The organism is Pseudomonas nunensis (assembly GCF_024296925.1).
Lineage (GTDB): Bacteria > Pseudomonadota > Gammaproteobacteria > Pseudomonadales > Pseudomonadaceae > Aquipseudomonas > Aquipseudomonas nunensis.
Genome location: NZ_CP101125.1, coordinates 1,012,508 through 1,037,649, shown reverse-complemented (window position 1 = coordinate 1,037,649; position 25,142 = coordinate 1,012,508). Strand labels below are relative to the sequence as shown.

Below are 25,142 nucleotides of genomic sequence, written 5' to 3'. Positions count from 1 at the left end.
GAAAATTTGACACCAACTTCATCTCGTCTATCTTCAGGCAGAGCATCCTGAGGCTTCAGCCATGATCTCATTCAACATAGCCACTGGCCATATCCTGTTCCAGCTCCCGTGGCAAAATAAGAAACGCTGCAGAGAAATGGAACTGCCAAGGCCGCCCTTAGCATCCGAAACTAGTTTGATGTCAATATGCAATGAAACGATTTTGATATGTCAGAGATTTGCTAACCTTACAAAAGCACATCGTATAAATGCACTCAAGAGAATATTAGATTTCGCGAATGCTGAAGGAAAGGGCTTGCCCGAACTTGGCAGCTCAGAATGGAGAGTATTTGTTAGCGAACACTACATATATCATCTTTCACACCCTGAAAAGTTTAACAAGAAAGGCGACAAAAAACTCGAAACTATTCGTACGGAATGGCGACAAGTACTCCTCCTATATAAAAACCTTAAGCAAAGGCATATTATCCCTCTCGATATTGTCATTCCGACAATGAAGCAGCCTATAATCCCAGATGACGAAACAAGCGCAGACGTGTTGGACTCAGTTGAAGAGTCACTTTGGCCATTGACGAATGTTGATGATTTATGGCCTAAGACTTACCTAGTAGACAAAAGCCTCAATATCAGTACAGATAAATTCCTTGATAAACTTCAAAGCGATCTTGAGACACGCACTCAAACCATTGTATTAGCTTGTGAGGGTTACTGGGATAACGTAGTAATCTGCCATCGCATAGGCGAAAGCTTAATCAATTCTATATCTGTAGAAAAAATTGAGGCAGTTTTAGCGTCAGGAGATTTTTACATTAACCATCGATATATAGCTGACGCTCAAAATCCAGACGGCGCCGCGTGGTTTTTAGCGATGATCGAGCATTTTTTTCTCCGGACAGGAGAGTTGGATGCTATTTCTTACAAGGCGATGGAAAAGATTCCTTTTTTTCAACCGTTCTGCACCAACAGTTATATGCAGGCTAGAATGGTAAAGGAGCTTAGGAAGATCGCAGGGGATTATGGGGCTCCTACACAAACTATTAATGAGACGTTAAACAGACTACTGGGGTACCTTTCAGCGCGAGACTGCGGTGCAGCAGCTGCAATTTTAGCAGCTGAAAATCCGAAGTTTAATCCGCACGCACTACGTACTGCAGATTATTTGTCAGGGAACGACAAACCCATACATTATTACAATAGTGCCCTGGGCCGGCTAATGTGGAGCGTTAGTAAACCTCGGGCAATATCTCGAAAAGTCTCCGCGCTACCTCCCCGCAGCCATAAAATCTATGTGGAGCTTGTGAAGGCAACAATGAAAGCTCGAATACGACTAATGCTAGCTGGCGATATCAATTACAGAAAGATGTTTTTAACATCAACATATGAATGGGTTGGTTTAAGCAGCAGCCTTGATCAAATTTTCACCACTAAGTTGGGCGTTAGTCTTTATCAAGCTTTGGAAAAAGAGCTTACTACCGGTGACATATCAAGAAAAATATTTACATTAAAGCGAATTCGTGGAACTCAGGCCCTGATTAGCTTTTTAAAAGAAGGTACCTATCAGGCGGCTGCAAACACTTTAGGTAATTCTATTGCAGTCATCATAGTCAGGTACATTCCAAAGTGGTTGAAGCAGCGATGGAATGTGCGCATCCTCCGTACCTTCCAGACGAAACTGATAGTCTTGGCGACTAAAGGCAAGCCTTGGCATCTGGCAGCGAGCGATTTTCTAACAGAAAATGACTTATTTAACTTCATCATTAGAGAAGCGGCAGTAAGTGTCGCTTCTGATCCAATCTCAATTGATCTTAAACGCTATGCAGCTGAGCTTACGGAGGATGCCGTTCATCACCTGATCGAACGACTAGTGAATCACAAGGTAATTCTGAAACTAGATGCCGCCTCTTTAGCTGCCATATTTTTATTTTCAGAAATTCGTATAAGCCCACGCATAAAACAATTCGAAGATGTCACCTCGGGAATCACTGAAGAATCGATCACCACATTAGCCCGCCTATTACATTGCGCATACGATATAAGTAAAGACCCGAGCGCAAACGGCACCATCATTGGGAATATTGCGGGTTTATCTGTTCCATATTTTCAGGCCGTTTACGTTGAGGCTTTAGAATTAAAATCTAAGCTAGCCAAAAAAATCGTTAAAGTGGATGCCTTGATAAATGAGTTAAAGTCATGCCAAAAATAAATATTAAACCCATGAGCTCCAGAGCGACATTATCTTTACTTATAGAGAAAGCCCGCCAGAACTTAGAAGGCACTATCACCTATTCCGCCTCTTGGCTAAAGGAGGGAGGTATAGGCTCGACGGAATGGAAAGTAGTAGGTAAGAACAATGCAACAGCAACTATTAATTTTTCTGAATCTCTTCCTGACGGAAGCCTATTAACCGATCCGCATAACAAACTATTACTAGAAACGATTCAAAAGCAAGTTTTCTGCGTTCGAGCAGGATATCTGTCACCACGAGTCGATCATTCTACATGGATGAAGTACGTACGCTTTTACATCAACATAGCAAGCTGGCAATGCCTCTATAAAGAACGATACCAACCACAGACATGCGGTTTTAAACTAATCAATGAGAACGCCTTTGAAGTGCTCATTGAACAATACTGCGAAGGCGGCTGGGCAGGGATTCTTCAAATAATCCCGAGGCTTTGTGAGTTATTTTGCGAACTGATTGACGAAGAGTATCGTGAGAAGCTCACACAGCCCCAAATAGGAAAAATAATAGACCATTTGAGAACTAATAATTTATACGTTAGAAAAGGCAATATTAAAAACTGTGAAATTGGTTTGGTCTCTAGAGACTACTTGGCAAAGATTTTAGGCATTCACGCCACTGCTTTCAACCACATATATATCCGCACATTTCTACGACAGTTTGAAGTTTCCCTCCAGCAGTCGATCTTGGTTGAGGGAGTTAGAATAAGAGCACAGCACACCTCTCATAAGACTGCTATTTTTGAAAAAGACAAGACCGGGGAGATCACCAGGAAATCACTTATTCAGTTCCTAATTCTTCTGAAGTCGCTTGCTGAAGGAAACTCAAACTTACCTGACGTCATGCCAAGCTTTAAGTTTGACCATAAAGAGCACATGAAGAAATATAATATCAGAATGGATGGCCACACAAAGAAAATACCTTATTCCATTGGCATGTACGCTCTAGATAAAGCAGTACAATGGATTATGGTATATGGAAAAGCCATCGTGGGTGCGACGCTTGAAATCATCACCGCGTTTCATAACATCCCTCCTGGCGAATTAAAAGGGCGGAGCAATCGGCATCTACAAAGGCAAAAAATCTTTGAACAAATTATTTCTTCATATAACACACAACCCTTCGAAGGCCTGGCTGCCCAACCGTTGGCCGACGCATTAAACATTTCTAAACTTACCAGCCAATCACACACGGAAAGCACGAGTAAAAATATGACATTTGCAGTTGCGCTTGAGTGCTTTGTAGCTGCGTGTGCGTTAGTAATCGGATTTACGAAACCCATTAGAATTAATGAGCTCAGCACTATATTACGCGACTCGCTTAGTTACCAAACTAACAACGAGGGAGCTTTTATCAAGCAGCCTATACTTAAGAAGCGCGTTCCAATCGCTCCCTACATCCGCCGCCCAATCCCTTACATTGCATCTGTTGCGGTTCAGCTATTAGCCGTGTTAGGCAGCGGTCTGAAAGAAATATATCAAGATACATCACCACACTCCGAACATCTTTTTTATTTCCCTTCTTCTAGAGGCTTTAATCAGCCAAGTGGAAGACGAGTGGATTCACGAATCAATTCTGCCATGCGGTCTTTCTGCGACATAATCGAAATTCCCGTGGATATTTATAAACGCCGTTGGTACATCAAAATCCACGAGATGAGGAAATTCTTCATTGTCACAATGTACAATCATGCAAAAGTATACGCAGACGATGCTATAAGGCATCAAGCCGGACAGGATGACCCTCGTTACCTGCATGATTATCTAAGTGGCGACGTGCCAGAAGAAGAAATCATCAAATACAACATTGAAAACATCGAAGACAAACTAATCGAACTTGAACTTGGAAACCTTAACCTGAACGAAAACCAAGGGCTTTCGGCCTTGTATAAACAAATATTATCCACTATGAATATTACATCTTTAAAATCAAGAAACAAATTTGAATTTGACCAATTCCTCCAAGCGCTACTGGCGAGTGACGGGTTACTCATTTCGACTTACACCATAAGGCTGACCACCTATGAGTCAGAAGTTTTCGATACAGAAATAGCTTTGAAATACGGGGAGGCTCAAGATGAAAAATTCCACCGTTGAAAACATACAAAGAAGACATGATTGGCTGCAGTCAGTTTGGGATGGAAAGATTAGCCTAACAAAGTCTCATCAAGAAAAGCTGGCCGACATGAAAGCGTTTTGCACTTTAGAGATCTTGAATGAATTCGATAAAATAAGTTACAACACCCTTAAGAACTTTTGTTTAAAACACACTCTTCCCGCCATCACTCATACTTCAGAGAATCTCTGGGAACACATGCGTTCGTTACGAGCAAAAATCTATTCCACTTACAGACTAGCCAGCCAAGATTTTATTGAGGACAAACCAACGCCTGAAATTATGATTAATGAAGCGTACAACCAAGCTCAGCTAGCTACATATGCCTATCTTGATTTATTTAGGTTTTTTAAAAACCTAGTGGAAACAGATACCAGTCTTAATAATGTAACCAAACTTCAGATAACAAACTTCCTATTCGAGTCAAACCTCAGATTTGAAGACATTAGTGCGAACCCAGCTTTGCCTCCGAAGGCGTGGAGTGTTATACAGGGAGGAAAGGTGGATGCCTAAGTTTCAGCTTTACCAAACAGGCATGGTACTAGAGATGCCTTGGAGTGTGGTTTATTCTCGAAAAAAAGATGCCGCAATCGTCAGAAAAAAAACTCTTTCGAAACAAGTCTATATGTTCTGGCCAAACGGCTCACCTTGCACCCTGATTAATATCTGGTTACAGCATGTAACTGTTCAGGCCACCGGCGACTCAGCCGAAACGTTTGCAAGTCACATGACTCACTACGTACGTTACTGCTTTAGCCATAGTGCTCATTTACTCGCAGTTGACGATACGTTCCTCTTGGGCCTCTCAAATCACCTATTAGAAGGAAAAAAATTAAAACATTCGGCCCTTACTGATGCTCGCAGTCCAAACCATGTCGCATATACCATTAGAAGAGTGATAGATTTTTTGATTTGGTATCAAATGAACTATCGGCTCGTCTCACAACCTAAGCTCATTGGAGAGTTAGGCACTGGTGCACAAGTGACAATTGAATGGAAGGCCAACAGGCAAGGTCAGCCGATTCTGTACCACCCAGCGATTCCAACAGCGCGCCCCCCAGTGGGTGATAAAAAGCCCATGCCCGATAACTTCATCGGCAAGATTAGCGACACAATTTATAGGCTGAAAACCAATCCCAGATATTTGTTCGATGTTACTGCTTCTCAACGGCGTGACGACTATATTGCGAAAAACGAATATTTATACAACCGTCGGCTAGCGACTCTTAAAGTCGCGAAAATGACTGGCCTTCGTCCTGACGAGCTAAACAGCATCCCCCTAAAGTTGAATCAGCATCCGCTAGAAAAAAGAACCCTGTACATTCCAACATTGAAAACACGACAAGTAACTAGACCTATACGTGAGTTCCCCCTATCGCTTGAGGAGGCGATCGAAATATCCATATACCTTAAAGCACGTACAGCTTTCATAGCATATTTAAATATTGCACCCACAAAAGCCACATCCTTCATGCTGGCGCAAGATGGAAAAGCCATAAAAACACGATCCTTGGCGCGAGACTTCAGAAGGCTTTGTGAGCTATCTGGCCTCACAGATGTGCAAGTATGCTTGTCCATGTTTCGACATCGTTTTATCACTACCCAGATAGCATATGAGATCGCAAAGGAACTGAAGCGAGATATAGCTCAGAAAGATTTGTGGATGGAGGCTGTCCAAAGAAGAATCTTAGCCAAAGTAGCCAAACTTACAGGCCATCGTGATCCGATGTCGCTGAAAAATTATTTCGATGAGGGATTTGCGATAGCGATAGCTAGTTTATCCGCGCCCTCCCCAAACCAAACAAAAATGCTTATACAACAACTTGAAATCAGGATACATGAATTGTCCAAGCACTCCACTATATATAGCGACCCAGATCTCGCCAAAGGAATTTCTGAGCTCGAACAAATCTTGTCAAAACTAAATTCCATTTAATGACTATTGAGTTATTCCAAACATCTCTCGTTAATTGGGCTAGGCCACCCATAACCCGCAGAATCGACTGCAACACCACCGGCTATGCTTGGCTGACTAAGCCGGGCCTTAGGCTCAAAGGATCAATAGCAGCGATCAACTTCAGCGACCATCGATGAGTGAGCACGCGATGAAGCTCAAGTTAGCGCCCGCTCACCAATCGACCGATGAGTTCGAGAACTGCTCCTGCTCTTAGACTCCTGCATTTCGAAGGGCCGTTTTCCTAGACAGGTCACAAAGCTATGCTAGCTTTAATAAATCGATTCCTGGATCGAGCGGTCGGTTCGCAAAAGGCCATGGGCCTCAGGTTGTCATGATCTACTCCGTAGGCATTCGACAATAGTCAGAGGGCAGCCGACACCCTGACGCATTGGAGAAATGCCATGCGCTTTCCGATCTACACCTTCGATCTAACTCCAAAACGCCGCTTCAAACGCATTGCAAACGTGCTTCGGCATCACTGGCCTATCGCTAACGATATCAGCCTCATGACCGCGCAAGAGATTCTGGCTCGAGGGCTGGGCTATCGCGACTTTCACGATGTGTCGCAATCTTCAAAAAATTGCTCGCCGGATGCACCTGTCCCTACTCTTCCAGAGGTAAGGGACAACGTCAGCACATCTATTTTTCAGTTTCTCAAATCAAGCAACGTCGTTGGTATCGACGACAGTGATATCGAGCGTTTGGTCATGTTATTGCCACTGCACGAACTTCTGGCTTTCCACAGCCTTCGGCAAGGGCAAACGGCTGACGTCGGCAAGACACACAACCATGGTTCGAAAGTGCGTTCAAGGCAAAAATCCACAGAAGCGGCCCGAGGCGTAATTCACGAAGCATCAGATTCATCAGGCACTGTACCCTCGAGCTCCGCGTCTCTCGTCCTATCAAAAAAATTGCTAAGTGAGCATGAGCTTGATGCCATCGCGGAGGTAGTCCACCGCAAAGCCATTATTCGTGATCGAGTTTTGTTTTCGGTGCTGCTCTCTGGTATCCGCCAGTCTGAACTACACCAACTCAGAGTCGAAAATGTAATCCACACCCACGATAAGGTGATGCTGGACTTGCCATTCACCAAGTCGCGTACGATCTGGAAACGACGCATTTTGATTACAACTGATGGATTATTGGTTCGTCGGTACATTGAAAAAAGTGCGCTTTCTCACGGAGACTATCTGTTTCCATCCGGTAAGACCTCTGCCTATCCAATGACCTCTTTTGAGTTGAATAGAATTCTGCGCTCCTGGTTGTTGGAGGCCCAAATCGATCCGACGGGAATGTCGGTACATGCACTGCGGCTGTCAGTGATCGCTCGGTTCATCCGAGCTATCGCAGAATCAAAGCAGTCTACCGTGGCCAATTTGACAGGCCATATCTCGCCTGAAATGTTGCGCTACTACGGCTCCTTGCTAAACCTGAAGCCAAAAGCATAAGGCATCAAAGGGAGGGGCCAAGCTTCAGTCGAATGAGGCTCGGTCGCTCCCAAGTCGCCCTACTTCGAGTAAACAATTACTCGCCAAGCCAGCGGCATTCGAATCAGCTATTTTCCACAGCCGAAAGTGTTTGAGGTAGTAACAGTAGACGGGTTCCACCATCAGACGTGGAACCCATGCGTAGCCGGGCCAATCTGCCCGAAAGAGCGACCTCCCTGTTGACGTTACTCCATACCGCAGCCTAACCATTGGCCAGCGATGACTCGAGCGCAGAACACTTTGAACACAAACCCTCCCCTCCCTGCCGGCGAGGTTAGCCAAGTGCTGACGGACGTCGCGCTCGGCAAACGCATCATGATGCGAAGCTCTATTCAGTCTGGACGACCTGCCCGACCAACCCGTCATTTACTACGGCTGGGCCTTCGTTGATCGCACAAAAGATGAGAATGAGTACCGGATCAGGTTCAAAAAGAACTTTATGCGTGGAAACGAAAGCCTCGTCACCTCAAGCTTTGTCTCCGACGCACTCATCGAAAGCTACAAGCTCAAGAACCTCATGGCGATTCGGCTATCCAAATCGCCCAGAAGCCCAAGCCGACTGCGTTCGTTTTCTTCTACGGCCGACCTTCGGTGCGGACGTCAAATGGAAAAGCTACGCCAATTTTGATCTAAAAAATATCGACATGATTGACGTGAACTACGATTGCCCCCTGCCGCCCCAATACGACAAGTAGGAAAGTGTCACCATAGCGCTAGTGCCGGCTCTGCAAAGTCCTGTAGAGCTCCCCAAACCTAAAACCCAGGCCATCGAGCCTATGGAGCCCATATTGGTAGCTTCGACGTGCCGACCTTGTCGATGACGATGGCCAAGCTTTGTCGAGCTCGCGACGCCGCGACATAGAACGCCGCTGCAGCTGTGGCCTCCAACGAGGTGCCCTTCTTGATGAAGCTCTCAATATTGGCAGTAGGCGCAACCAATACCCGATCGAATGTCGCGCCCTTTACCCCTTTAAAGTTCTGAAAGTCGAGGTCGAGATGTTTTGCCGAGGTGACCGAATGCCTCAGACACTGTGGTCTAAATCGGCCTACGTACTCATCGACATGCTGGCTATGAAGCAGGTACACACCGTCGTGCTCAGTCTCCTCGAAATTCTCCGAGCTGGTATCTGGGAAGCCCCACGTAGCGTCAAAGATGGTATCGGAAAAAGCAGCGATCTCTGTCCTGCATCTGTAGGTCGTGGTGGCGTAGGCGATGCTCAGCAAACCCTCCGCCTCTCGATCCCGGAACCATTCGAGCGACGCCGCATACCCAAATTTCTTGTTCTTTTGGCCTCGGGGATTTGTAGACAAAACCGCCTGCCTGACATCTCCCACCATCCGCACATCAATTTTAGAGCCAAGCAGTACCTCCAAAATCTCCCAGTCGAAGCTGGCAAGATCCTGGACTTCATCGATCAATATCTCATCGTAGATGCAAACGAGCCTGCGCAGGAGCGCCGGTGTGGCTTGCATGAGTTCAAAGGCAAGCTTGCCGAGTTCGCATGCGTACACCCGATTTCCAGAGTCCATGAACCTGCTTTTGTCTTTGGCGAATTTGAAAGGTCTGCCTTCAAAGTCAAAGCCCTTGACCCGATCCTTAGGGAATTTGAAACGCAGGAATGGCTGGGCGAAATGGCGCAGCAAAAAAGTGTACCAACCCATCACTTCCAACGTGTTGCAGTCGCCCGCCTGGCTTGCCAAGCGCGATCTGATCTCTTGCTGGTTCGTTTGGGTGAAGGTCAACACGGCAATCTTGCGACCAGTCGCTTCCCGGCAGTAATCGACAAGGCCCTGCGTCTTTCGTCCGCCAGCTACTGCGAGCGTCAAATGGTTAGGCATTCTGGATGAACTCCGCCGCTTCCTTCATGTAGCTCGGGGCGGTCAGGCCTTTCGGGGATTCAGCGATCAGCAAAGCCCCCTCAGTCTTCTCTCGTGTCATCCAGGTCACCAAGTCGGCTTTCGGCGTGATTCCGAGTACATCTCTCAGATGACCTTCACCGTTCGCTGTGATCAGTTGCGGTTCGAGGGTACGACCATCACTCACCTCGCCGATGAAGAGTTCTCGCTTCTTGCTGTCCAGCCACTTCTCGACTGGCACTCTAAGATCAGCCGGCTCAATGCCGTCGTTGTCCCGCATCACCGCCACCGGCTTATCGACGGCAGCACACAGTTCAAGGCAGCGGGCCAGCGCAAGCCCCCGCATGCTGATGACATCGACGCTGGCAGCCATGGGTGTTAACCCATGCACATCGTGAAACACCCTTTCGAAAATGATTTCGTCAGACGGCCCTTCCACCAGGACAACCTTTTTAGCCAGCACGAGACGGAGCGTGTCGTATCCAGGAAGGCGCTGAAAGTACCGGACAGTTCCTGGATCGAGAGCCGTAATCTTCGACGCGTGATTTCTATTCAAAAGGTGCAGCGCGTTAAGGCCTAGGCGATTGAGCACATACGTGCTGTGCGTGGACACAAACAATTGTTGGTCGTCAGAAGCTAGCTTTTCAACGCGGTCTAGCAGAGTGGTAAGACTGGTGTGTGACAGGTGATTCTCTGGCTCTTCGATCATGACGATCTTCACTTTGGCCGAGTGACGCTTCATCGCGAGCGATATCTTGATCGCAGCTTGCTGACCCTGGCCCGCCATCGAGAAGGGAACATTGTCTACGTGAGGGGTAATGACGTTTTCCCAGGACGTGCGCGACGTCTGATCCATGGCCAACGCCATAGGCTCCGCCAGCAATGATGCACCCAGTGTCGAGAACCGTGTATTGACTGTCGCCAGCGCACCATCGGTCATCGAGGCTTTGACAGTACGAAAACCCAAGGAAATTTCAGCCTTTTCAGTGGATTCCAGGTGGTCGCTCAGGATCTGGCGAAGGTGGTAGTCCACACCCGCTGAGGATTTGACTGTCCTAGAATCGATTGTTGCCACCGACAGCACCCGCGGACGCTTGGTAAGCTCCCGATCAGCGAACGACCGCCATTCGCACGTGTAGTACTCAACGGGCAGCAGGGCATTAGGTGTCTTGAGCCAGTCATCCAGCATGTCCTGGTACTCTTCGTTTGGGTAGATCCTCAAGAAGACGCCCGGGCAGGCATTGGTTGGGACAGCGGTGTTCACGGCACCACAGAGCACCTGCAATTCATCGTCATCGCGCAGGTAAAGCTCTATCAGGATTTCTGGCAATGCGGGCTTTTTTCCGTCGGCTCGCTCCGCAAGGAAATCCTTGACGAGCTCGGTGTTGAACCAGTGCGGGTTTAATTCTTCAAGGACACTGCGGCCACCGATCCGGCCGTTCAGAGCCAGCGAGACCGCCTCCATCAAGGTGGATTTACCTGCGTCGTTACCCCCGACCAAAATGTTCATTTTAGGATTCGGAAGAAGGTTGAAATCCTTATAGATGCGGTACCCATGGATGTGAATTCTAGTGATCATGAATCGTCATTCCCTTGGCGAAAAATGCGGGGCATTGATAGTTTTCAAGGTGAGTGCCCACGAAGCTATAGACGAATCTTTATACCTTTCGATCTCCTCACGGCGCCGTGTCACATCACTCTGCTCCACCGAGTATCGATCGTCACGGTTCTGCGAAAGCAAATGACGTTGGCAATTATCTATCGAATCCCGTAGTGACGTGCTCCTTCCGACCAAGGCTCGTGGCGAACTGGATCGGATTTGTAAGTGAAGCTCACACCCTGAATTTTATGGATTGCGATGCCATTTCGGTTGAGCCGAAGACTGGGCTCGGGGGCGAGTACGTACCCCATGTAACCTGTCGCTGGTTCTTGAGTCACTGGGCTACCTCCCAGATTTGCGGGTAGAAGATCCATTGATCTTCGTCTGACTCCCAAAGACTCACGTGCTCAAGCGCATCTTGATCCTCAGTCTTCTCGACACCGCTAGCCTTGTGAAAAAGTATGGTGTTCAGCCCTGGGGAGGCATCTTTAGGCACCTGTACAGATGGGAAGAGAATGCCGTCCAAATTAAGCGTTTCATTTGTGGCAAGGTAGTCCGCGATTGCCTGGGTAATCAAGTAGCCCAGATCTGCGCTGTCCGGCATTACCGGCATGAGCATTTGCTGCTGTAGCTCGCGAAGAAAGGCGCAACGTTCGGCCTGTTCCTGGCGCAATGGATCAAAATAGCTCAGCGTCGAGTCTGGTCGAATTCCACCTAAATCACCTAGGTTTAACAGTCGTAGCGGCCGGATAACTTCAAAGGTTGCTGTGACGACCCAACTGCCAACGGGGGGACGAACCTCAGCGATGGCAGTTTCGTCATCCGTGGCCCCGTAAAAGACGGATATACCTGCAGCATTCATGCGACCTGCCGATCCCTTACCCCTCGGTGTTGGGCCGAGATACTTCTCAGGATGCTTTAAAGCAGTGACCATCCCCTCCTCGTCATCAAACTTGCGGGCCCTCTTGAAGGCGTTGAGAGGTTGGCCAGGGCCGGCGATTGTGATGGCTGAACGAGGCCCAGTTGCGGTATGAAGCTCCTCAATTCCTGCGAATATCTTCTCAAGCACTCGCCCCACAACTGGGTTGACCAACCTCGATTCAAATTGGAGGCTTTGTTGCATCTGTGCCCAGTCTGACGTCAGCTGGGGTGAAGCGTAAGTCTGTTCAGTGAGGAACGGATCGTCATCGTCGCATTCGCTCCACTGCTCCCGTAGTTCTGCCTCAAGATCGCTCAGCAACTCCGTATCCTCGGCCCCAAGCACCATCTCGACCACGTCGTAGATTGAATGCCCTACTGGTGCATACCCATGGTGGACAACCGACATGGGTTGTTCGGCATAGATGAATGAAGCCCGGATGGCTTCTTCGAGCTCCGACACCAGCTCATCCAGTTCCACTACCGGCCGCTCTTCATTGCAGTAATCGCACTCGTCGACATCGTTGTCAGCGAAATTCGCCTGTAAATACCCATCAGTGAGGCAATCGACACATACCAGCTTGCTCATGGCACCTCCATTAATGCCTGTGTAACCTCCAGGCCTTCCCTGCGTGAGATTACATTCAGCGCCTCGGCTGCTGCCTACCAACAAGCTGCACGCCTTTATCTAAGAGATCGTCGAGAATCTCATCACGAGAAAGACCCGACTGGCTCCCCAGCCCTACCATGGACGCACACGCTTTCGCTGCAATCCTTCGTGCCTGGACGCGCAGGGAACTGGATATCTTGCTCATTCCCCCACGGCCACGAATGAAAGCGCTCCGGAGGTTAAAAAGGCCGTCGTACACGTCGGCGGCAGAAGCATCGTTCAACGCAGCTGCTAATCGTCTTGCAACCCTCTTCGTAGCACCTAGCTTACGGTAGTTGTGACGGTTGTCAGGCTCATGGTCAGGCAACGCTGCTAATCGTTCCCGTAGTCGGGCTCGTACTCTATCTCTCGCTCGTCCTGATCTGTGTACTCTTCTTCAAATTCTGCTGCTTCCATTTCCTCGGCACCATCCAGCCGCAGATCACAGGAGGGACAGTAGAACTCTGCAGGGGTGAAGTACCTTTCTACTGTTTCGTAGCCGCTTTCATGGTCTTGATCAATGACTTCTTCATGCACCTTGTCTCCGCCTAGAAAACCTTTGCATTCGCATGCGGGGCATGGGATATCCCAATAGCTATCCAGAAGGGAATACCTGAAGGACTCGCGATATGTATACCAATAAAATGCCTTGGACTGCTCCCGAAGCGCCTCTAGCTCTTTTTTGCTCCGCTTTTTGTCACCTGGACTCAAAAAGTCAGCACGGGCATTCGCAATCCGGTGCTTCGCCGCCTCAATCTTAATGGTTCGAAAATCACGTGCTAGGGTCGCCGGAATTTTCGAGTCGCTTCCCACCCAGTCCTCCAACTCCAGCCCCATTGATGTCAGGATGAGTTGTGCCGTAGACCAGAATTGACCTTCCCAGTCCTTGTCCACCATGCCAGCAAATGCAGCCTGACCAGAATGGAGCTCAATATTCCTGCGCGAGGAGATGTTCTCGCATGCTTTCGCATGAGGTGTCCCGAATTTCTCCACCGTGTGCTTCAAACGAGCAAACACCACGTGAGCGCTGATGGTTTTGACCTTGCTATCTGTCTCGATACCACATGACTCAAGAAGGCTATTGGTATTGTCGGTTTCCACCACCAAGCACGGGTGTATACCAGCCAACTGAGCCTTACCAAGAAGTTCCAATGCCAACGCAGCCCAGATCTGGTAGACCTCAGAATCCTTTGACGCTTTAGCCTGTAGGGCCCGTGATGCGTAGAGCCGAGACTTCCCAAGCAATGCCTCTGCTGAAATAGCTGGAGGTACTTCTTTGTGCGACTTTTTCGCACCGCTCCCTGCGTTATGCATCGTTAATGCTCTCCATGACGGACACCCTTAAGAGCTTGCGCTCAGCGCTTTCAATTGTAGCTGCCCGACGATGCAGAAAACGCCAGTTATCAAGGAGCAAAAACGTCCCGGCACACCACTCAATCGCGTGCTCATCTTCGGGCTCCTCATGGTCTATAGCGCGCATGATCTCCCGTGCGCCGACATCCATAGGCGTCATACAGCCGGGGTCATACCTGTAGTAGCAATCAGAGGTGCCCCGGGCCGTAGCGTAGAAACTGTTGCAACTATTGGTAACCCTGAACACTGAGGAGCGAGCTACTGTTGAGTTCAGCGGGGCGAAGTTGCGACCTTCGCAGATGAGCGTTTCAGCGGCCTGCTGATCCGCCTCCAAGCAACCTATAATTAGATACCGAGGCGGCGTGCTCCAGTGAGCTCCGTCAGTGTGCCAAGGGAATTGGCTCAAGCCGTAGCGGGCGCTGAGAGAGCGTGGATTTGCCGCACACCTGTTCGTCGGAGCCAAATGGTCAATTAGAGGGCCTCGCCGCCGCGTAGCGCGGGGCTGTCCGAGGCTGTAGGCAATGGCCATCGCAGCTTGCTCCATCCTCTCGATTCCACCGAGTGGCAGGTGAAGGCTGGCCCAGCCGCTCGAGCACAAATCCGATTTGGCATCTTCTATCAGCTCAAACACTTCATTTCCTTGAGTGGAATCAGCTCAGTTGGCGACGCGGCCAGAATTAACGATAGTAGAATCTGGCTACTGCACTGCCACTTCAGAACTCCGGTCAGCCCGAGGTTTCCCGCGTGACAGTCACCGCAAATGCATACACATGGCCCACCGGATAAGTGCCGGCCGGACTCGATATGCAATAGCTCATGCAGGTAAGTGAAGAGGCCGAGTGTTGTCTATGCTTCATGGCGGTTGTGGGGGCGGCCTATCGCTAAGCTCCACCACGAACGGAGTGAAAACACATGAGCCTGGTCGATGATGTTTTGGTGTGGTCTGCCGAACTTAAAGATTGGCAGAGAGATGCTCTCAGACGCCTCTTTATTCAAGACGCCCTTAGTCCAGCCGACCTTGAGAACCTCATTGCGATGATCAAAGAGGCTCATGGGAATGGGCCAGCCTCCCCAGAACGTGCCTCACCACTCACTCAAGATCATGTAGCAGGAGTCGGGAGCGGTGCGACTGTCCAACTTTTAGGTCTCTCCAACCTGTCCAACATCAACGGTTTCCCAGCAGGGCGCGGAGTTGACCTGCAGCCTAATGGCTTGACCGTGCTGTTTGGCGAAAATGGTGTCGGTAAATCAGGGTACGCAAGGCTGCTCAAAAATACCTGTCGAGCTAGGCGACGTGACAACGTCCGTTGCAACGCATTCGGTGCGGCGGGAGTGCCGGCAGCGGATGTTTCGTTCCTGGTTAATGGTCATGCTCAGCAAGCTACATGGACGCAGGGTGAACCCTCAAACTCAGATTTGAGCATGATCTCCGTGTATGACGCTGCATGCGCTATGGATTATGTGGAGGAAGAAGGAACGCCCGTCTTCTTACCCTACGGCTTGGGACAGCTGAATCGCCTAGTACTGGCACAGCGAGAGCTGCACCGTATCATCACAGCTGAACGTGATGCGGTGGCCCTTAGTGCTGGACTGTTTGACCCTGTACGCGGTGAGACAGAGGTGGGTGCTCTCATTAAAGAATTGGGCGTGGTGACTGACGTCGAAGTCATGAGAACCCTAGGGACATTGAGCGAAGAGGACGAAACTCGTTTGCAACAACTTGCACAAGCCCTGCAGGACATGAACCCGGAACCCAAAGCCCAAGCCTTGGACAGACAGTCCGAGCGGCTAGAGGTTGGCGCTCAGCACGCAGTTTCGGGTTATGCCCTAGTGTCTGATGAAGCCTTTCAGACACTCAGGCGCCTTCACGATGAAAACATAGAAGCCGAGGCGGCCTACCAGGATGCACAGAAAAATTTACAGGTGGATGACGCAACACTTCCTGGAACTGGTAACGCTCTTTGGAAATTACTTTTTGAAGCAGCCGAGCGCTTTTCTACTATTGATGCGTACCCAGGCCACGCGTTTCCACACACAGAGGACGGTGCGAAATGCGTTTTTTGTCAGACAGTTTTGACCCCTGATGCACAGCAGCGCATGCGAGATTTTTCAACCTTCGTTAACGAACATGCGGCGGCAAATGCATCCGCCGCTGCGAACGCACTTCGAGTAGCGTTGGCGGTATTGAACAGCGCAGACTTTACTCCCCTCGACGCGCCCTCATTGACCGAATTGAAAGCAGTAGCGCCGGATGAGCATGCTCATCTGGTCGCCGTTTGTGAAGCGTGGAAATTACGCAGAACATGGCTGGTAACCGCCGTCGAAACGAATGATTGGACTCTAGCCACCCCTGCCTTCCCTGACGGCGATCGGTTGGAAATCCGGTTACACCGGTTAATAGAAGCAAACGAATCAGCTGCCAAAACGCTGCGCGAATCGGATGATCCGGAGAGTCGAGCGCGACTTCAGGAGGAGCTTAAGCAGCTCAGGGCTCGTCAGGCGTTCGCATTGTTGCTGCCACAAGCGGAGCAATATGTTCGAAACAGCATCGTGCGGCAAAACCTCGATAAGTGCCTAGCAGCACTAAGTCCGACCGGTGTCTCAACAAAAATGACAAACCTCGCCAGGCTGTACGTCACTTCTGCTTTGGCCGAAGCCATGACGGCCGAGTTGCAGCTTCTAGGCTATCGACGAGACATTCAACCTGAGCTCGCTGGGCGAACGAGTGCGGGCACAACCAAAGTCACGCTGAAAATAAAAGGTTCTAATCTTGACGCTCACCACCTGCTTTCCGAGGGTGAACAACGAGCAATTGCACTGGCACTCTTCTTGTCCGAAATCCGCTCGTTGCCTCATCACTCCGCCGTCATTTTCGATGACCCGTCGACATCATTGGATCACCGCTACCGCCGAAAAATGGCAGAACGACTCGCATCGTTGGCAGTGGAGCGACAAGTTATTGTGCTTACCCATGACGCGGTTTTCCTCACAGAGCTAAACACCGCACAACGAAAAGCGGGAGTAGAGGCTAGCTATAAATCCGTTCGCTGGGATAACGCGCCAGGCCAAGTAGTCGACGGACTTACCTGGGAAACCATGAACTGCAAAATGCGTTTGGAGGATATAGCTGAGGTTGCCCAAGAAATACAAAAGACTATGGGTACGTATATGAATGACGACAGCGCGCAGGCTGTGACAAGGGCATATGGAAAATTACGCGGCACCATTGAAAGGGCTGTCCGCGAAGAATTCATGAACAACACTGTGCAGCCTTTCAGCGATGTCGTATCTGTTGAGTCCTTTGGAGCAGTCATCGGACACACCCAAGCAGAGTGGGAAACATTAATCGACATTTACGACCGGTCGTGCGAGGCAATTGAAGCTCACGACACGCCCGCAGAGCGTCAACTGCCCATCCCGCCCCCTGAACAACTACTACGTGATGTCGAAGTAGCTGTCGATCTTATAGGAGAAGCCGCACAGAGAAGGAAGGTGTACGAAAGGGCTCGATCAGATCGCAATGCGGCTCGAAAAAAACCGTTTCAGGCGGCCTGACTCAACCAATATTTATGCATGTTGCACCCTAGACGAGCCGCTCTCGGCGGCATGCATTCTACTAGCTCACTCAAGGAGGAATCACGATGCCAAATTCAGACCTGCTCCCTTCCCTGCTATACAAGATCAATCAAAACCAACTCGCCCTTGAGGCGGCCATAATGGAGCTAACGCTGTGGGTGGAGCAGCGCGGATCAGCAGAAATCGCCGGCAACGTTCGTGGTGCTTTGGACACAATCAGTAAGAACGAAGAATTCATCAACATGACGCTCGCGGTGCTGATGACGCCGGAATGACTTCTTTCCGACAGGCAGTATTCGGCCAATAGCTGCCTGTCGCGCAGGACAGCTATCGACCCGATCACCATGAATTTAAGATGGCAGCCGAGTCTCCCCCGATAACTTTTCCTCTCCATGCATCACTGCTAGGATTCTGCCTCATGCACATGAGGAGGCGGGATGCCGACAAAGCATGCTTTAGCAGAAATAATTGAACGCTTGCACACTAACCAACGAGGCTTTGAGGAGGCTCTGCAAGGGCTTCTGACCATCGTTGAAAAATTTGGTGGAGTGGAAGCTGTCAAGCGCATTCGGGACACGTTAAAGGCTGTCCAGGACATCACTACTGAGATTGATGACGCTTATAAACAGGCAAGTATGACCAGGCAGGCGTCCAGGGAAATTGTCAGAACGGGCCCAAGCACTATTGGCAGTCGGTTACGTGAGGAGCGGGTCAAGCTGAAGATGACCCAGCAACATTTTGGAGCCGTTGGTGGCGTGAATACCGATGCTCAGTATAAATATGAGCGAGGAATGCGAACCCCAAAAGCTGATTATTTGGCGAACATAAATTTCTTGGGGGCTGACATTTACTACATTACTACGGGTGCTCGATTAAATACTGCCAATCACATTGAGTGAATGACTTTATGAAGAAAAGTCAGGTAATTCCCGAAAGAAACTTGAAGAATACAACGCGTACGATTGTGTTCAGTAGACCCCTAATGGTCATCGAATCAATTGGTTATCAAGGGCTATATCGCCTGTCTAGGTTGAAAAATTGGGCTCTGTCTTGGGCGGCATCATCTTCTAAAGATGTTGGAAAGTCATTTTATAACAGGAGCGTAGGGGAGTTTTTATTGGCTGACCTCGCAGCCGATATAGTAACTGCTCGTGGAAAAATGCTTAGGCCTAACAAAGGTTCTATAGCAGATAATGGAACATTCAGTCTTGAAAGCTGGATCGAAGAGCACAGCTCAGCAGTTTTCAATGTTTTTGATTGCAAGGGAAATCCAATCATTATTAAAAAGTTGACGGCATCTATTGTAGATAGTGGTGTTTCCAGAAATGGGAGGCTCGCGTTTTGTAAGACCAACTTTAGCGCAGTGAAAAATTTAACCGAGCATGCGGATAAGATTTTTCTTTTCGATCTAGAAAAAGGGGAGGAATTATTCTGCGTAACACCAGAAATGGACATCGTAAACAGCTACAGCTTTGATGAGGTAGAAAAATTACTAATTGCTCATACCAAAGGTGGGCGAAAATTTATTTATAATGAATATGGAGTTCTGGTTACTTAACGAATATTGGCAGGCGTCGGTTTCGTTTTAACCACCTATAGTCCTATGTGAATACGCCCGAATGGCCGCTAATCGCCGTTTACTGCCGGTGCTGACCGGCAGCTATGGGTCGTTTTTAGCCGGTCACGACAGGCAGCACTCGACCCAAAGTAGACTCAGGCCAAGCAGCAAATGGGGCAGATGCATTAGCCCTTATCGCCGGCTTGTGCAAAGTAAGGTAATAGAGATTAACCATTGTTTCGGGTTGCTTAGACGCCCTTAGCCCGTTGCTGCCAGTAGTAAGCTCCAACCCCAAATGTAGTCAGCAGCGGAAAAAACGCTTAACTGGACGACATTGCAGATGAACATACCCGCGCCCTGCCCGCGTTCTTAGCTTCGTAAAGTTGCTTGTCCGCAGCTTCTATCAATGCCTCGAATCCATGTTCGCCGGCGGGCGTCAATGTTGCGACGCCTAGAGAGATAGTCATCACACGATCGACATCAGAAGCAGAATGCTCGATGCCCAGCGATCGGACACGCTTTTGCATTTTTTCTGCAATGTCGACCGCACCCGAAAGAACGGTATTGGGCAGAACGCAGGCGAACTCTTCGCCACCGTACCGAGCGACCAGGTCGTAGGGCCGTCTAACCGTTTCAGATAACGCTTGAGCAATGGATTTCAAGCAGCCATCTCCAGCCTGGTGCCCGTACTGGTCGTTGTAGCGTTTGAAATAGTCGACATCCACCAAAATGAGCGATAGCGGCTTGTGCTCTCGAAAGCACTGACGCCAATCCGCCAATATGTCCTCATTAAATTTTCGTCGATTGGCCACCCCAGTAAGACCATCTATCAACGCCATGGAACGTAGCAGATCGCTCTGTAGTTTCAGGGTTAGATGTGTTCGTACCCGTGCTTTAACAATGACCGGGTTGATGGGTTTGGTGATGAAGTCCACCGCGCCGAGCTCCAGACCTAGCACTTCATCTGACTCCTGCTGCTGTGCGGTAATGAAGATGATGGGGATGCTCTGGGTCGCAGGATCAACCTTGAGTCGACGGCATACTTCATGCCCGTCCATACCCTCCATAACCACGTCCAGAAGAATCAAGTCAGGTAGCAGGGTCTGGCATACGCTGATTGCCTGCTCACCGCTGGTGGCCATGAAAACATCACAGTCCTCACGAAATAGCTCATGAAGTACCCGGATATTAGTCGGTTGGTCGTCGACAATAAGGAGCTTTGGACGGCTAAATGAATGCGGTATCCAGGTTTCCATTGATTGTTCCATCAGGCAGATCTCAACAGGTCACGACCAATCGGCATCGCAGCGGAAAAGTCTAGAGACTGCACCCTGTCAACGAGTTCGTCGAACTGTGGGCGCAAGGATTGCGGCGTTTTTGACACCAACGCGTCTGCCAGCTCTATGGCTTGAAGATTACCGGCTTCCAGCAATAGCAAAATCTCTTCGAGGGATTCCTTCCATTGCGTCGGTTCCATGATTTGGTTGCCAGCACTGATCTTTGCTCGCGGGCTCTGACCAAAGTCGACACTCATCTGCTCAAGACTGAGTTGCAACAATCTGCTTAATTCGTCAAACCAGGTGACGTCAGCAAACATGCTCGCTGCAGACTCTGGATCTTTCAGAGTCTGCTCCAGGTTGCCGGCCAGCTGTGACAGCGCCTTGGCGCCCATGGTGCCGCTGCTGCCTTTAATGGAATGGAGTACAAAAGCGGCCCCCGATGCGTCTTGGTGCTGGATCTGATCGTGCAACCGGACTAGCTGCTTTTCCAGCTCCGGGCCGAAGTTTTTCAGCACGATGCGGATCAAATCGAGGTCGCCACCAAAACGATCAATGATTGACGCCCGGGAATCGATGAAGACTTCGCCCATCATGGTTTGCCCCAGGCCTGAAGCTGCTTGGCTGCCCTCGCGGCCCACTTGCAAGAGCAACGTTACGACAAGTTGGTCTAGGTCTATAGGTTTGCCGACATGATCATTCATCCCCGCAGCAAGACAGGCTTCGCGATCGGTATTGGAGGCATTTGCGGTCATTGCCACAATCGGCAGCGTTGCGAAGCGTGGGTTCGATCGAATGCGACGAGTCGCCTCCAAGCCATCAATATCCGGCATCTGGATATCCATTAATACGACGTCGAAGGGCGCACGCTCATTCATCACCTTACTCACACCTTCCAGCCCGCCTTCAGCCAGCGTCACCTGCGCGCCTTCTCTTGTCAGTAACTCATCGGCTACCTGGCGATTGAGCATATTGTCTTCCACAACCAATAGTCGCAGCCCGGCCAGACGCTGCGGCCTGTCAACCGTTGACCGGGGAATAGGAGAATGCAGCAGGTCTTTGCCCTTGAGTGCTCGCTGAACAGCGTCGGCTAGCTGCTTGGGAGTGACAGGTTTGGTGAGGAACCCCACGAAGGGGGCGTCTCCCGCCTGGTGGGCGTCAGCCAATACCTCGCGACCGTAAGCAGTGATCATAATGACCATTGGAGGTGGGACACCGTTGCCCTGCTGATGGATCAATTGCGCAGCGCTCAGCCCATCCATATCGGACATCCGCCAGTCCATCAGCACCACGTCGTAGGCTTCACCTAGCGCCTGGGCTTTCCTCACCCATTCCACCGCTTGCGTGCCACCACTCACGCGGTCAGCGTTCCATCCCAATGCATGTACGGTTCGCAACAGCAATTCACCCGCCATGGCGTTGTCGTCGACGACCAGAATCCGTAAGGACACATCGACTCCAGTACAGGCGGATCTCAGCAGTGACGTCGGCGCTACATCCAGATTGATATCAAACCAGAAACGACTCCCGACACCTTGCTGGCTCTCCACCTGAAGTTCACCACCCATCAAGGCGACCAACCGCTTGCAGATCACCAGACCCAAGCCTGTGCCACCAAAGCGCCGGGAAGTTGAAGCCTCGGCCTGAGTGAATCCTTCAAAAATACGGTGAAGCTGTTCGGTGCTGATACCGATGCCGGTATCAGAAACAGCGATGCGCAAGCTCACGGCATTTTCCGTGCGTTTCAGTTGTTCAATGCTGACCACAATCTGGCCTTCCAGGGTGAACTTGAGGGCATTACCCGCCAGGTTGATCAGTACCTGTTGCAGTCGCAGGCTATCGCCGATCAGGTCGTTGGGTAAATTGGAGTCCAGGTCGAACATGACCTCAACCTCCTTCTCGCCTTGGTTACCTGCAAGTACTACAGCGAGGTCACGCATGAGCGGTTCGAGCTCGAACGGGTGCACATCGAGTTGCAACTTGCCAGCCTCAATCTTGGAGTAATCAAGGATGTCATTGAGCAACCCCAGCAGTGATTTAGCAGCAGTCTGCGCTTTGGTCACATAATCGAGTTGGCGACCATTCAGGTCGGTGTTCTGCACCAACTGCAACATACCCAACACGGCGTTCATCGGTGTGCGTATTTCATGGCTCATGTTGGCCAAGAAGGCAGACTTGGCCGCACTCCCGGCATCGGCCTGTTCCTTGGCGTAAAGCAGATGTGACTCTAGCTCGCGTTGAACAGTGATGTCCCGATTGATACCGGTCACGCGCAACGCTGTACCGTCTGGACTGCGTTCTATCTGTGCGCCGGCATGTATGAAGCGGATCTGGCCGTCCGGGCGAACGACACGGAAAATTGTGTCATACACATCAATCCCCTCAACGGCGGCATTCAGCATGGCAGCCGCTGCCACGACATCCTCGGGGTGAACACGCGAGTACCAGTGCATGTAGTTCAGACCTGTATCGCGCAACGATAGTGGCTGCCCGTAAAACTCGAACATGCGGTCATTCCATTTCAAAGCGTTGTCTGCCAATGTCCAAGACCAGACTCCCAGTTCGGCCACTTCAGCAGCCATCAGCAACTGATCGTGCACCGTCATCAGTTCGCTACGTTGTTCCAGTGTCGTCTTCAGGCTCGCTGCCAGTTCCTTTTCTGCCGCTTTACGTTTGGTGATGTCTACGGCGATACCCAGGTAACCGCTCGATACCCCATCGGCATCGCGCATGGAGGTGACCACTAGGGTGACAGGAAACCGAGAGCCATCCTTGCGAATGTAAGTCCACTCTCGGGTTTCTGCGCCTTCAAGCTCAGGTTTATGGGTAAACACACGGAAACCGTCGATGGGCTGGGCGTATTCCTCGCTCAGCTCAACGCCACGGGCAGCGATGTCTTCGGGTACATGGAAGAGCGCCGGGGTATCTTTGCCTATCAACTCATCGGCGTCATAACCCAACAAATGCTCGGCGCCTTTGTTGAATACACGGATAAAGCCATCGAGATCCGTCGCAATGATCGAAACCTCAGTCGCCGAACTCATCACGGAGCCCAACAACAGATTGAGATGCCGCAACTCGGACGTTCGCTGCGCAACCTGCTCCTCAAGGTTGGAGTTGAGTTCGAGAATTCGAGCCTCTGCTGCTTTTTTCGCCGAGATATCCCTTAACGTCTTGGAGGCGCCAATTACGCGACCACCCTCGCCATAAATAGGGGAGATGCTGGTGGATACGTCGATCAGCCGGTTATCTTTTCGGCGGCGTTGAGTATCAAAGCTGGTGATTCGCTCTCCCGCCCTTATGCGCGCAAGGATATGGGCTTCCTCAGCTACAAGCGCCTCAGGAACAATCAAGCTGACCAGTGTGTGGCCGACTGCCTCCTCAGCGGTATAGCCAAACAGATGCTCGGCGCCCTTGTTCCAGTTGGTGACGATGCCATCGAGTGTTTTTCCAATAATGCCATCAGCCGAACTTTCGACGATCGCGGCCAACCTTGCCTGCTCAGTGAAGATTTGCTGCCTGCGTTGACGACTGACATTCATGACACCCGCCAGAGTAGCCAGAAGAAAAGTGAGCAAACCACCCATCAACATAACCACCGTTGGTGAAACCTGATGCAAGCGCTGGATGAACAACGGATTTGCGCCGAGTTCAATTTGCCAGCGCCTCCCGTACACATCACGCTCCAGCCGGTGGGTCACTAGCGTTTCTTGGCTAGTCGAGTCGTTGCTGCTTTCGAAAAACAGTTTTTCTTGCCCTGGGACAGTGATATCCCTCAATCGAAGCTTTACCGTCTCATTTTCTATGCGCAGGCCTTTGAGTACCTCCTCGGTCTGCAACACAAAATAGCTCCAGCCAAAAGCAGCTGTCTCTCGTTCAGCAGCGGTCGCCGGAGTCACTGCGCCGCGAAAGATGGGCAACAACACCAGGAAAGACTGCTGCAGTTTCCCTTGGGCCTGTATCAGCGTAATGGGCCCGGTGATTCGTGCCGCACCACTTTGTATCGAGGACTGTGCCGCCTCTCGCCGCGATGTTTCTGAAGCGATGTCCAAGCCAATTGCAGGCTTGTTACCCTCAACCGGTTCGACATACTGGACAACGTAACGCTCGCCTGAATGAGGCGAGAATTGGCGAATGGAGAAGTCAGTTTTTCCGTCGGCCCGAGCGTGCTTGAGAAAGTCGCTTTCGTCCTGCTCCAGGACACGCCTGATAAAGCCCAAGGCACTTGCGCCGGGGAACTCGACAGCGAGGTCGCGCGTCTGGTTATAGTGGTCAAAAACCTCACGGCTGATACCATTTTCGCCAGCTGTCAGCAACGCTCCACGAGCGCCTCGTAATCCATATTGGTAAAGATTAAGGCGAGCCAAAACCAAATCAGCAGCGTCTTCGGTAGCCGCTGCGATCGCTTCCTGTGTTTGCTGCTCGTTGCTGTGCTCAAGGGCCCAGCCGCAAAGAACGCTTGCGCCTAACCCCACGACCAGAGTGATAGCTACCCCCCAGCTCAATGCAAAAACCTTATGCTTTCTCACCCGCACTGTCCCTTTGCAGAAGGC

Annotated in this window: 15 protein-coding genes; 9 read left to right on the top strand and 6 right to left on the bottom strand. The window is 50.3% G+C overall.

Annotation, left to right across the window (positions count from 1 at the left end; genetic code table 11):
• Positions 1-61 precede the first annotated feature (61 nt).
• From NK667_RS04790 to NK667_RS04770, 5 genes are all read left to right on the top strand, one after another.
• Positions 62-2,203 carry a hypothetical protein gene (locus NK667_RS04790; RefSeq protein WP_054614011.1) on the top strand — a complete coding sequence of 714 codons (2,142 nt, stop codon included), beginning with the start codon at positions 62-64 and terminating at the stop codon, positions 2,201-2,203.
• Positions 2,191-4,338 (top strand): hypothetical protein, encoded by a 2,148-nt coding sequence (locus tag NK667_RS04785; RefSeq protein ID WP_152980861.1) that lies wholly within the window; start codon positions 2,191-2,193, stop codon positions 4,336-4,338. The genes NK667_RS04790 and NK667_RS04785 overlap by 13 nt, the downstream gene beginning before the upstream one ends.
• Positions 4,319-4,870: a hypothetical protein gene (locus NK667_RS04780; RefSeq protein WP_054614009.1), complete on the top strand. Its 552-nt coding sequence runs from the start codon at positions 4,319-4,321 to the stop codon at positions 4,868-4,870. Before NK667_RS04785 ends, NK667_RS04780 begins: the two co-directional genes overlap by 20 nt.
• A complete protein-coding gene (locus tag NK667_RS04775) occupies positions 4,863-6,293 on the top strand; it encodes a site-specific integrase (protein WP_054614008.1) in 1,431 nt (476 codons plus the stop codon). Before NK667_RS04780 ends, NK667_RS04775 begins: the two co-directional genes overlap by 8 nt.
• A gap of 422 nt (positions 6,294-6,715) precedes the next feature.
• Positions 6,716-7,762 carry a tyrosine-type recombinase/integrase gene (locus NK667_RS04770; protein ID WP_054614007.1) on the top strand — a complete coding sequence of 349 codons (1,047 nt, stop codon included), beginning with the start codon at positions 6,716-6,718 and terminating at the stop codon, positions 7,760-7,762.
• Positions 7,763-8,575: 813 nt separating this feature from the next.
• Here NK667_RS04770 and NK667_RS04765 read toward each other — a convergent pair.
• From NK667_RS04765 to NK667_RS04750, 4 genes are all read right to left on the bottom strand, one after another.
• A complete protein-coding gene (locus NK667_RS04765; protein ID WP_054614006.1) occupies positions 8,576-9,640 on the bottom strand; it encodes a UvrD-helicase domain-containing protein in 1,065 nt (354 codons plus the stop codon).
• Positions 9,633-11,237, bottom strand: coding sequence for an ATP-dependent nuclease (locus tag NK667_RS04760; RefSeq protein ID WP_054614005.1), 1,605 nt, complete (start codon positions 11,235-11,237; stop codon positions 9,633-9,635). Before NK667_RS04760 ends, NK667_RS04765 begins: the two co-directional genes overlap by 8 nt.
• 355 nt (positions 11,238-11,592) lie before the next feature.
• Positions 11,593-12,765, bottom strand: a complete 1,173-nt coding sequence (locus NK667_RS04755) for an RES family NAD+ phosphorylase (RefSeq protein WP_236708554.1) — start codon at positions 12,763-12,765, stop codon at positions 11,593-11,595.
• 393 nt (positions 12,766-13,158) lie between these two features.
• Positions 13,159-14,139, bottom strand: a complete 981-nt coding sequence (locus tag NK667_RS04750; RefSeq protein ID WP_054614003.1) for a hypothetical protein — start codon at positions 14,137-14,139, stop codon at positions 13,159-13,161.
• Positions 14,140-15,090: 951 nt separating this feature from the next.
• Between NK667_RS04750 and NK667_RS04745 the strand changes: the two genes are divergently transcribed.
• The 4 genes from NK667_RS04745 to NK667_RS04730 all read left to right on the top strand — a co-directional run bounded on the left by NK667_RS04745 (position 15,091) and on the right by NK667_RS04730 (position 19,312).
• Complete coding sequence (locus NK667_RS04745) at positions 15,091-17,733, top strand: AAA family ATPase (protein ID WP_054614001.1); 2,643 nt, start codon at positions 15,091-15,093, stop codon at positions 17,731-17,733.
• 86 nt (positions 17,734-17,819) lie between these two features.
• The gene (locus tag NK667_RS04740; RefSeq protein ID WP_054614000.1) at positions 17,820-18,029 is read left to right on the top strand and encodes a hypothetical protein; all 210 of its coding nucleotides are present in this window, start codon (positions 17,820-17,822) and stop codon (positions 18,027-18,029) included.
• Between the two features lie 162 nt (positions 18,030-18,191).
• Positions 18,192-18,653 carry a helix-turn-helix domain-containing protein gene (locus NK667_RS04735; RefSeq protein WP_054613999.1) on the top strand — a complete coding sequence of 154 codons (462 nt, stop codon included), beginning with the start codon at positions 18,192-18,194 and terminating at the stop codon, positions 18,651-18,653.
• Between the two features lie 8 nt (positions 18,654-18,661).
• Positions 18,662-19,312 carry a hypothetical protein gene (locus NK667_RS04730; protein WP_054613998.1) on the top strand — a complete coding sequence of 217 codons (651 nt, stop codon included), beginning with the start codon at positions 18,662-18,664 and terminating at the stop codon, positions 19,310-19,312.
• Between the two features lie 320 nt (positions 19,313-19,632).
• On the opposite strand, the gene NK667_RS04725 is transcribed toward NK667_RS04730, so the two are convergent.
• Both NK667_RS04725 and NK667_RS04720 read right to left on the bottom strand, forming a co-directional pair.
• Positions 19,633-20,568, bottom strand: a complete 936-nt coding sequence (locus NK667_RS04725) for a diguanylate cyclase (RefSeq protein ID WP_054613997.1) — start codon at positions 20,566-20,568, stop codon at positions 19,633-19,635.
• Between the two features lie 11 nt (positions 20,569-20,579).
• Complete coding sequence (locus NK667_RS04720) at positions 20,580-25,124, bottom strand: PAS domain-containing hybrid sensor histidine kinase/response regulator (protein ID WP_063869662.1); 4,545 nt, start codon at positions 25,122-25,124, stop codon at positions 20,580-20,582.
• Positions 25,125-25,142: the final 18 nt, after the last annotated feature.

Bases quoted from the DNA above. Each gene is read 5' to 3' on its own strand.
- NK667_RS04790 (WP_054614011.1), top strand. From the start codon at position 62: ATGATCTCATTCAACATAGCCACTGGCCATATCCTGTTCCAGCTCCCG.
- NK667_RS04785 (WP_152980861.1), top strand. From the start codon at position 2,191: ATGCCAAAAATAAATATTAAACCCATGAGCTCCAGAGCGACATTATCT.
- NK667_RS04780 (WP_054614009.1), top strand. From the start codon at position 4,319: ATGAAAAATTCCACCGTTGAAAACATACAAAGAAGACATGATTGGCTG.
- NK667_RS04775 (WP_054614008.1), top strand. From the start codon at position 4,863: ATGCCTAAGTTTCAGCTTTACCAAACAGGCATGGTACTAGAGATGCCT.
- NK667_RS04770 (WP_054614007.1), top strand. From the start codon at position 6,716: ATGCGCTTTCCGATCTACACCTTCGATCTAACTCCAAAACGCCGCTTC.
- NK667_RS04765 (WP_054614006.1), bottom strand. From the start codon at position 9,640: ATGCCTAACCATTTGACGCTCGCAGTAGCTGGCGGACGAAAGACGCAG.
- NK667_RS04760 (WP_054614005.1), bottom strand. From the start codon at position 11,237: ATGATCACTAGAATTCACATCCATGGGTACCGCATCTATAAGGATTTC.
- NK667_RS04755 (WP_236708554.1), bottom strand. From the start codon at position 12,765: ATGAGCAAGCTGGTATGTGTCGATTGCCTCACTGATGGGTATTTACAG.
- NK667_RS04750 (WP_054614003.1), bottom strand. From the start codon at position 14,139: ATGCATAACGCAGGGAGCGGTGCGAAAAAGTCGCACAAAGAAGTACCT.
- NK667_RS04745 (WP_054614001.1), top strand. From the start codon at position 15,091: ATGAGCCTGGTCGATGATGTTTTGGTGTGGTCTGCCGAACTTAAAGAT.
- NK667_RS04740 (WP_054614000.1), top strand. From the start codon at position 17,820: ATGCCAAATTCAGACCTGCTCCCTTCCCTGCTATACAAGATCAATCAA.
- NK667_RS04735 (WP_054613999.1), top strand. From the start codon at position 18,192: ATGCCGACAAAGCATGCTTTAGCAGAAATAATTGAACGCTTGCACACT.
- NK667_RS04730 (WP_054613998.1), top strand. From the start codon at position 18,662: ATGAAGAAAAGTCAGGTAATTCCCGAAAGAAACTTGAAGAATACAACG.
- NK667_RS04725 (WP_054613997.1), bottom strand. From the start codon at position 20,568: ATGGAAACCTGGATACCGCATTCATTTAGCCGTCCAAAGCTCCTTATT.